At 27.3% G+C, this 9,843-nt stretch carries 8 protein-coding genes; all 8 read left to right on the forward strand.

The genetic code is table 11. The features are described from left to right. The first annotated feature begins 80 nt into the window (after positions 1-80). The 8 genes from ACQPVP_RS04735 (at position 81) to pepT (ending at position 9,713) form a co-directional block, all read left to right on the forward strand. Positions 81-350, forward strand: coding sequence for a DUF3343 domain-containing protein (locus ACQPVP_RS04735; RefSeq protein WP_430847731.1), 270 nt, complete (start codon positions 81-83; stop codon positions 348-350). A gap of 20 nt (positions 351-370) precedes the next feature. Further along, the gene (locus ACQPVP_RS04740; RefSeq protein WP_430847733.1) at positions 371-1,867 is read left to right on the forward strand and encodes a YncE family protein; all 1,497 of its coding nucleotides are present in this window, start codon (positions 371-373) and stop codon (positions 1,865-1,867) included. Beyond that, positions 1,845-2,984, forward strand: a complete 1,140-nt coding sequence (locus ACQPVP_RS04745; protein ID WP_430847735.1) for a hypothetical protein — start codon at positions 1,845-1,847, stop codon at positions 2,982-2,984. Before ACQPVP_RS04740 ends, ACQPVP_RS04745 begins: the two co-directional genes overlap by 23 nt. A 72-nt stretch (positions 2,985-3,056) precedes the next feature. Further along, positions 3,057-4,736: a 2-oxoacid:acceptor oxidoreductase subunit alpha gene (locus tag ACQPVP_RS04750; protein ID WP_430847737.1), complete on the forward strand. Its 1,680-nt coding sequence runs from the start codon at positions 3,057-3,059 to the stop codon at positions 4,734-4,736. Beyond that, positions 4,736-5,605 carry a 2-oxoacid:ferredoxin oxidoreductase subunit beta gene (locus ACQPVP_RS04755; RefSeq protein ID WP_430847739.1) on the forward strand — a complete coding sequence of 290 codons (870 nt, stop codon included), beginning with the start codon at positions 4,736-4,738 and terminating at the stop codon, positions 5,603-5,605. Before ACQPVP_RS04750 ends, ACQPVP_RS04755 begins: the two co-directional genes overlap by 1 nt. A gap of 448 nt (positions 5,606-6,053) precedes the next feature. Beyond that, entirely contained in the window at positions 6,054-6,374 is a 321-nt protein-coding gene (locus tag ACQPVP_RS04760; RefSeq protein WP_430847741.1) for a rhodanese-like domain-containing protein, read from the forward strand. Positions 6,375-6,522: 148 nt separating this feature from the next. Then, the gene (locus ACQPVP_RS04765) at positions 6,523-8,220 is read left to right on the forward strand and encodes an FAD-dependent oxidoreductase (protein WP_430847743.1); all 1,698 of its coding nucleotides are present in this window, start codon (positions 6,523-6,525) and stop codon (positions 8,218-8,220) included. Between the two features lie 263 nt (positions 8,221-8,483). Beyond that, entirely contained in the window at positions 8,484-9,713 is a 1,230-nt protein-coding gene (gene pepT, locus ACQPVP_RS04770) for a peptidase T (RefSeq protein WP_430847745.1), read from the forward strand. The last annotated feature ends 130 nt before the right edge of the window (positions 9,714-9,843 follow it).

Below are 9,843 nucleotides of genomic sequence, written 5' to 3' on the forward strand. Positions count from 1 at the left end.
CATAGGTAACTTATAAAAAATAATGTCATAAAATAAAATATAGTTAAATAAAATTTACAAAAGGAATTGGAGAAAAAATTATGAGATTAGATGATTATGATTATATAATGGTATTTACTTCACATTATAGAGCACTTTATATTTATGATAGATTAAGGCTAAAGAATATAAAAACTAAATTGGTAACAGCACCAAATAAAATTCATATAAGTTGCACTCAAGCTTTGAAAATTAAGGAAGAGGATAGAGAAAATATAAAGATAGAGATTGAAAGAAATAATATATATCCAACTGCTATTTTTAAAATAATTAAAAATGGAAAAGAAGAAGACTATGAATTAATAGAATAAAATAAGGGGAGGGGGGATCCATGATTAATACAGTAAGTAAAAGTATTTTTTATGTATCTAATTTAGGAAGCGATAAGGTTTCTGTTATTGATGGTAAAAATTGGAGTATTATTGATGAAATTCAAGTTGGTTCAAGACCTTATGAAATAGTTGTAGATAATAAAAATAATATATATGTTGCAACTGATAGGAATGATCGAATTACTATTGTTGATCATATATCTAGGACTAATAAGAGTTTATTTATTCCAAATAACGGTCATATTAAAGTGGATTCCATCTCTCAAAAAATTTATGTTTCAAATACGGAGGAGGTATGTATATATAGTTTAGATAATTCTGAAATGATTAATAAAATAGGTGGATTCATTGCAATTGATAGTATTGAGCTAAATAAGGATGGAAGTAAGCTTTTTGTTTTAGATATTTTTCAAAATGAAGTAAGAGTTTATGATACTTTTTCATTGAGATTAATAAAAGTATATAAAGATATCGGTGAAAATCCAGATTCCATTTTTATAGAAGATAAAGAGAGATATCTATATGTATCTAATAGAGGAATAAATAGAATGGGGTTAAGTGGGAATGTAACTATAGTAGATCTTACTAGTGATAATATATCATATATAGATTTTCCAGAGGGATCAATTCTTACATCGATAGAAGGAAATTCCAGAATTTTATATGTTGTTAATGTGGGATTAAACAGAATAGATATAGTAGATACAATTAAAAAAAGTGTTATAGGAATGTTAAAACATACATTAGATTTTCCTCAAAAAATTAAGATATCAAAAGATAAGAGTCTTATATTAGTAACTAGTATAGATAGTAAAGGATATGGAGCCTTAGATATTATTGATATAGAAAAACAAAGAATAATTAATACATTTAAATTTGATGAAAAAAATATAAAACCTTATGATGTAGCTATTATTACTGAGGACTCTAATAGAGAAGAGGAATTTTTATTAAATAGTCTAAACCATGAATTTAAAGAAAATAGAGAAGCGGTTATTTTGGCTAAGAAGGTAATATCTAGTTATAAAGAAAAGATCATATTTCCACAAGAAAATATCGAATTTATTTCTGAAAGAAAAATAGAAGTAGAGGAAATAAAATTTGAAAGTTGCAAAATTGTAGAAGAAAGCAAAAATAAAGAATTTATATATGATAAGGACAATTATATAATTTTGAATTTTGAATTTTTTATTCCTTATTACATTAGATGTATAAACAGTAAAAAAGAAAAATTAAATATTAAAGGTAAATTAAGAGGAAAACAAAAAGCTATTTTATATATATCGAATAATAGTGAAATAGAGGATTTAGAATTTACTATTAAGTCAAAAAGTGAACTTATATCTTCACCTTATATAAAAGATAACATTATTATATTTGATGTGAGTTCAATTATTTCAACTTATGTAACAAAAGAAGAACTTATTTTATTACCTTCTAGAGAAATAAATAATAAATTAAGGGAGGTAAAAAATGAAGCAAATAGTATACAATGAATTCTTATTAAGAACAAAAGATAAAAAACTATTAAGATTTAAATATAAAGATACTATTGGCATTTATTATGAAACTATTATTAATAATAAAATTATTAATAGGAAAGTTGCATATAAAGATAGTCTTAAATATTTTTATATTATGAATGACTATAATGATGATATTAATTTAATATGTCAAGATATATATGGTAATATTCTTTTAGGTATTCTTAAGAATGATGATTGGGTATATAGAAATCTTTTTAATATTAAGGATAACTTTATAACTCCAATAAATATCAAAGGAGTATTTTTAGAAAAGGATTTAAATGTTATATACAATTTAGATAGTAATTCTAATACTATATATTTTAATAATAAAATTAATTCCATTGATACAATAATTTATGATGATAAAAGCAATATTGAAATAAAGTATAATATTTTGTCAGGAGAAAACGATATATCATTAATTATATATAGTATTTCTTTTGATATGTTTAAACTAATACTTAAGACATATAATGCAAAAAATGATACCTGGAGTAGAAATAAAATTATTTTTATAGATAATCATAATTATGAAGATATGTCTTTTTGTAAAAATAAAAATAAAGTACATTCTTTAATCATTATTAATGAAGATAATAAAAAATTAATTATTTATAAAAATATAAGGTTAGATAAGAATGAAGAAAATCAAAAAGAGATTATCATATATGAAGATAGTGATATATATTCATGTTTAATTGTTGAATTTCATAGTATTATATGGGCAATTTGGACAAGTAATAATAAACTTTATGGATGCTATTCTACAAATAATGGAGAGGATTTTTCAAAGCCATTAATTTATAAAGATATTACAACGGAAAATATAAGAAAGATAATATTGGTTGAAGGATATACAATGAAAGAAACATATATTATTGAAAGTGAAGGATATATAAATTTATTTCTAGAAGAATTATTAATATATAACCATCCTTTAGATATAAATTATAAGGAAATAACATATAGTTTTAAAGAAAAAGAAAAGTTTAATGTAGTTATTAAAAAAATTAAAAATTTGGAGGAAATTGTTGATAATCAAAAGTCACAAATACTAAGCTTAGAAAATAACATAAGAAAGTAAGGAGTTAAAAACTTTACTAATATGCAATAAAAATGCTCTTTAAAAAAACTTTTATAAAAAGGAGGGATTTAAATGGAGTACAATATATTAATTGGAGGAAGTGCTGGACAAGGTCTTGATACTGTAAGTGATTTTTTAGAAAAAGTAATTAAGAAGTCAGGACTTTATTTATTTTCTAACAAGGATTATATGTCAAGAGTTAGGGGAGGACATAATTTTATTCAAATTAGATTTGGGGAAGATAGAGCGTTTGCTCATAAAGATAAATTAGATTTAATACTTGCCTTAGATGAAAATACAGTTTTATATCATAAGGATAGATTAAATAAAGGTGGAGTAATAATAGCTGATAAGGGGATAAAGTTAGATTATAAAGAAGTTTTAAAACTACCATTAGTAGAAGTTGCCAAAGGGTTAAGTTTATCAAAAGCATTTACTTCAGTAGCTGCAGGGGTAATATTGAAGTATTTCTCATTAAGTTTAGAAGGAATAGAAAAGTATTTTAGTAGCAAGTTATCTGAGGATATTAGAAATAAGAATATTGAGGCTGTAAAGCTTGGATACAATTTAATTGAATCAAATTATAGTGTTGTAGGAAAAAATTTATCAGAAGATTTGTTGATAAATGGGAATGATGCAATTGCTTTAGGAGCAGTTGCAGGAGGGTTAAACTTCTATTCAGCATATCCTATGACGCCAGCAACAAGCATAATGACATATCTAGCTAAAAAACAAACTGAAATAGGAATTGTAGTAGATCAGGCGGAAGATGAAATAGCTGCTATAAACTTTGCAATAGGAGCATCATATGCAGGTGCAAGAGCTATGACTGGAAGTTCAGGTGGGGGGATATCACTTATGGTTGAAGCCTTTGGACTCGCTGGTATTACTGAAACGCCAGTTGTAGTTTTAGATTCTCAAAGACCAGGTCCTGCAACTGGATTGCCAACTAGAACAGAGCAAAGTGATTTAAGTTTTTTATTAACTGCTGCACAAGGAGAGTTTCCAAGAGCTGTAATAAGTGTTAGAAATGCAGAAGATGCATTTTATAAGATAGTAAAGGCACTTAACTTAGCAGATAAATATCAAACCTTAGTATTATTGCTAACTGATCAATATTTAGCAGATTCAAATATAACTATTCCTAAATATGATTTAAGTAATATTAAGATAGAAAATTATGTTTCTAATGGAGATGAGTTAAAAGATGGAGAGGAATATAAGAGATATAAGATAACTGATAATGGAATCTCTCCGAGAATGATACCAGGAAATGAAAAAGGTCAAGTAGTGTTAGTTGATAGTGATGAACATACAGAGGAAGCACATATTACAGAGGCTTCTGAAGTAAGAAATGATCAAATGGAAAAGAGAATGAAAAAACTTGAATTAATGAAGGCTGAAATGGAAGAGCCAGAATTCATGGGAAATGAAGATTTAGAAGTTCTTTTAGTTGGTTTTGGATCAACTTATGGAGCTTTAAAGGATGCAATAGAGGAATTAAATAATGATGGAAAAAAGGTTGGAGCCTTAAGCTTTGGAGATATTTATCCACTACCGGAAATAAGTATAAGAAAATATGCTAATAAAGCAAAGAAAGTCATAAATGTAGAACAAAATTTTATTGGACAATTAGGAAAGCTTATAACTCAAGAAACTGGGATATTAATGAGTAGTAGTATTTTAAAATATGATGGAAGACAAATAACAGGACATGAAATTGTAGAAAGGCTAGAGAGGGGGGAGTTTTAATGTTGGACTTAAATATTTATAAGAGCAATGATGATAATGCTTGGTGTCCTGGTTGTGGTAATTTTGGAATATTGATATCATTAAAAGAAGCTTTAGCAGAATTAAGTTTAAAACCACAAGATGTTGTTTTAGTATCAGGTATTGGTCAAGCAGCTAAAACTCCACACTATATTAAAGTAAATGGATTTAATGGACTTCATGGTAGGGCTCTTCCACCGGCTCAAGCCATTAAAATGGTAAATAAAAAGTTAAGTGTAATTGTAACTAGCGGAGATGGAGATTCATATGGAGAAGGAGGAAACCACTTTATACATTGTATTAGAAGAAATGTAGATATGGTTCACTTAGTTCACGATAATCAAATTTATGGATTAACCAAGGGACAAGGGTCGCCAACTACAGGAAAAGGACAAGTAACTTCTATGCAATTTGAAGGCGTTTATGTAGATCAAATGAATCCATTAGCTATTGCAATAAGTGCTGGGGCTACATTTGTAGCAAGGAGTTTTTCAGCAGATAAGGAACATTTAAAGTCTATGATAAAGGCAGCCATAAATCATAAGGGGTATGCTTTAGTAGATATAATGCAACCTTGTGTAGTATTTAATAAAGTTAATACCTTTAAATGGTATAAGGATAGGATTTATAAGTTAGATAATAGCTACAATTCAAGTAATAAATTTGAGGCTTTAAAGAAAGCAGATGAGTTTGGTGATGAAGGAATACCAATTGGTATAATTTATAAAAATGAAGGTCAAGATAGCTATGATAACTTACATCCAGTGCTTAAAACTGGAGGCAATTTAGTAGAAAGAAAATGGGAAGTAAAGGATACAGAGAAGCTAATTGATGAATTTTTATTCAATTAAATAGTATATAAAAGGGGTTATCGCACAATGAAAAATTAATGAAAAACTAACGAAAGAGTTTTTAAAAGAAATTAATTTTAGTAAGTCTTAATTTTTAATTCTTAATTTGAGCTGTTTGTGCGACGGCTCTTTTTTTTACTCTTTAGGAAATTATAAAGATGTTACCCTGTGAATAACGTTTTCACAATGACCTTCCTTTAGCTTTGAAGTGCTTCTATTAATTTTGCGATGACTTGGAGATTGCGATGGAATAAGCAAAATTATATAGAAGTACTTTTTTATCTCTGGCATATATAAATTATATGCTTTTCTTCATTATTTAAAATAGGAATATTATCTAATCAATAAGATAAAAACAATATTTACATTTTTGTGATTTAGTTACATAAAAAAGATAAATTTTGTTGTAGAATAGATATAATGAAGAATTTAATTAGGAGATGATAAAGTGTTTGGTTTATTTAATAAAAAATCAGAAAAGGTTATAAACGTAAATGATATTGATAATTTAATTGGAAAAATAGATTTAATAGATATAAGAGAGCCTTTTGAGTATAGAGTAGGGAGCTTAAAGACAGCTAAGAATATTCCAATGGGAGAGCTTTTGGAGGAGCCAGAAAAGTATTTAGATAAAAATAAAGAATATTATATAGTTTGTCAATCTGGGGGAAGAAGTCTTAGAGCTTGTCATCAGTTAAATAGCATGGGGTTTGATGTTGTAAATGTTGCTGGTGGAGTAGGCTCATATGCTGGAAGTAAAAGAAAATAGTTCCGATATTTTATAATGAATAATGAAAAATTAAGAATTGAGGAGAAAACTCCCTGTGGAGTTTTAGAAATTTTATTTTAGTAATTCCTAAGGAATTACTAAAATAATAGGTAACTATTAATTATTAATTGAAAAGGATGGTTTTTAAATGAAAAAAATATTAATAGTAGGTGGAGTAGCTGGTGGAGCTTCAGCAGCAGCTAGATTAAGAAGACTTAGTGAAGAAGATCAAATAATAATGTTTGAAAAGGGACCTCATGTATCTTTTTCAAACTGTGCTCTTCCATATCATTTAAGTGGAGTAATAGAAGAGGCTGATAAACTTGTACTTATGAGTCCTGAAAAGTTTAAAGCACAATATAATATTGAAGCTAGAGTAAGTAGTGAAGTTCTTTCAATAGATAGAAAAAATAAAGAAATTGAAGTCAAAAATTATTTAACAGGTGAAGTCTATAGAGAAAGTTATGATAAGTTAATTTTATCTCCTGGAGCAAAGCCTATAGTTCCGAATATTTCAGGTATTGATAAAGTTAATATATTTACAATAAGAAATGTTGTAGATATAGATAAGCTAAATAGATTTGTTAAAGAACTTGATGCTAAAAATGTAGCAGTAATCGGTGGAGGATTTATAGGAGTTGAAGTAGCGGAAAATTTAAGGAAAGCTGGATATAGGGTTTCTTTAATTGAAGCTATGAATCAAATATTAAAGCCTTTTGATTATGATATAGTTCAGATACTACATAAGGAAATTTATGATAAGGGTATTAATTTAATACTTAATGGTAAAGTAAAAAAATTTGAAGAAAATAAAGTCGTATTAAATTCAGGAAAGAAAGTTAATGCAAATGCAGTTGTAATGGCAATAGGAGTTTCTCCAGAAATAACTTTAGCAAAAGAAGCAGGACTTGAAATTGGAGTAACAGGTGCTATAAAGGTTGATAGTAATTATAAAACTAGTGATGATGATATTTATGCTATTGGTGATGTAATTGAAGTATATAATTCATTAACTCATTCTATGACTAAAATATCATTAGCAGGACCTGCACTAAAACAAGCTAGATCTGTTGCAGATCATATTAATGGAAAGAAAAGCTTAAATAAAGGATATATTGGATCTTCAGCTATAAAGGTATTTGATTATAATGCAGCAGCGACAGGATTAAATGAAGGATTAATTAAAGCAATAAATACGAATATAAATTATGATATAGTAAGATTAATTACTAATGATAAAGTAGGTATTATGCCAGATGCTAAGCCTCTTCATTTTAAATTAATATATGAAGTACCAACAGGAAAAATATTAGGTGCACAAGCCATAGGTATGGGAGATGTAGCTAAGAGAGTAGATATAGTAGCAACTCTTATAAAATTAGGTGGAACAGTGGAGGATTTAAAAGATTTAGAACTTTGTTATGCACCACCTTATAGTACAGCAAAAGATGTAGTAAACTATTCTGGATATATAGCATCAAATTTATTAAATGGAGATTTCAAACAAGTTAATGTAGATAAAGTAAGAGATTTAGTAGAAAATAATGCATATATTATAGATGTAAGAGAAATTAGAGAATTTGAAAATGGCCATATAAAAGGGGCTAAAAATATTCCATTAAGTCAATTAAGGGAAAGGGTTAATGGAATTCCAAAGGATATTCCAGTGTACTTACATTGTAGAACAGGACAAAGAAGCTATAATGCAACTTTAGCTTTACAAAACATTGGGTATAATAATATATATAATATAACAGGAAGTTTCTTAGGACTATCATATTATGAATACTATAACGACGAGACTACAGATAGAGAAAGTATAGTTACTAAGTATAATTTTAGATAAATAATAAATTTTTATTATTATAATGATATCAAGATAGAACATAGTATAAAAATGAGTAGAGTTTTATTTAAGCTCTACTCATTTTTAATATTTTTAGAAGATAAAAGTATATAGCCTACATATATTTTATCTATTTAATAATAATTTATTCTAATACTTTGCATTAATGTGATAAAATATAGTATATAAGATAAATAATGTAAAGTTAATAACTATACTTTAGAAGTATAATTTTCATAAATAAGTAATAAAACAATATAAGAATGGAGAGTGACATTATGAAAAAAGTAGAAGAAAGATTTTTAGAATATGTTAGATTAAATACAAAATCAGACGAAACAACCAGAGTAACTCCAAGTACAAAGGGACAGTTAGTATTAGCTGAAAAATTATGTAATGAGTTAAAGGAATTAGGATTAAAGGATGCAAGGATAAGTGAATTTGGATATGTATATGCTACTTTAGAAAAAAATTGTAATAAAGAATTACCAAAGATAGGATTTATAGCTCATATGGACACAGCTCCAGATTATAGTGGAGAAAATGTAAATCCTAAGATTATAGAAAATTATGATGGGGGAGATATTAAATTAAATGATTCAGTAGTACTATCTCCAAAGTTTTCACCAGAATTAAAGCAATATATAGGACAAAGACTAATAACAACTGATGGTACAACTCTTTTAGGAGCTGATGATAAAGCTGGTCTTGCAGAAATAATAACAGCAGTAGAATATTTAGTAAATAATCCAGACATAGAGCATGGAGATATAAAGATAGGTTTTACTCCAGATGAAGAAATTGGGGAGGGAGCAGATCATTTCGACGTTGAAGGCTTTGAAGCAGATTTTGCTTACACTATAGATGGTGGAAGAATAGGTGAGCTTGAATTTGAAAACTTTAATGCTGCAGGAGTAAAAGTAAAAATTAAAGGTGTGAATGTTCATCCAGGGTATGCTAAGAATAAGATGGTGAATTCTATAATGGTAGCAAATGAATTTATAAATAGCCTTCCTTTAGATGAGGTACCTGAAAAGACAGAAAAATATGAAGGGTTCTATCATCTTACTGATATAGATGCTACTGTAGAAAATACTACATTAAGCTATATTATTAGAGATTTCTTTACAGATACTTTTGAAGCAAGAAAAAATAAAATAAAAGAAATTGAAAAAGAATTAAATGAAAAGTATGGTGAAGGTACTGTAGTTGCAGAAATAAAAGATCAATATAATAATATGAAAGAAAAAATTGAGCCTGTAATGCATATAGTAGAAAATGCAAAGGAGGCCATGATAGAAGCAAATGTAACTCCTATCGTTAGACCAATAAGAGGTGGTACTGATGGAGCTAGATTATCATTTATGGGACTACCAACACCTAATATATTTGCTGGAGGAGAAAACTTCCATGGAAAGTATGAATATGTTCCAATTGAATCTATGGAAAAAGCAGTAGAGGTTATTGTAAATATAGTAAAACGATATGCTTAATGAATAGTTAAAATGAAGAATGAATAATAAAAAACTCCCTCAGGGAGTTTTTTCAGACTGCTGACAAAGTGTCAGCAGTCTTTAATTTTATACAAATATGTAATATAATTTAAAATATATTAATTTATTA

The organism is Clostridium nigeriense, from assembly GCF_050585265.1.
GTDB classification, from domain to species: domain Bacteria; phylum Bacillota; class Clostridia; order Clostridiales; family Clostridiaceae; genus Clostridium; species Clostridium nigeriense_B.

Coding starts and splice junctions, on each gene's coding strand:
- ACQPVP_RS04740 (WP_430847733.1), top strand. CDS start 371: ATGATTAATACAGTAAGTAAAAGTATTTTTTATGTATCTAATTTAGGA.
- ACQPVP_RS04755 (WP_430847739.1), top strand. CDS start 4,736: ATGTTGGACTTAAATATTTATAAGAGCAATGATGATAATGCTTGGTGT.
- ACQPVP_RS04735 (WP_430847731.1), top strand. CDS start 81: ATGAGATTAGATGATTATGATTATATAATGGTATTTACTTCACATTAT.
- pepT (WP_430847745.1), top strand. CDS start 8,484: ATGGAGAGTGACATTATGAAAAAAGTAGAAGAAAGATTTTTAGAATAT.
- ACQPVP_RS04745 (WP_430847735.1), top strand. CDS start 1,845: ATGAAGCAAATAGTATACAATGAATTCTTATTAAGAACAAAAGATAAA.
- ACQPVP_RS04750 (WP_430847737.1), top strand. CDS start 3,057: ATGGAGTACAATATATTAATTGGAGGAAGTGCTGGACAAGGTCTTGAT.
- ACQPVP_RS04765 (WP_430847743.1), top strand. CDS start 6,523: ATGAAAAAAATATTAATAGTAGGTGGAGTAGCTGGTGGAGCTTCAGCA.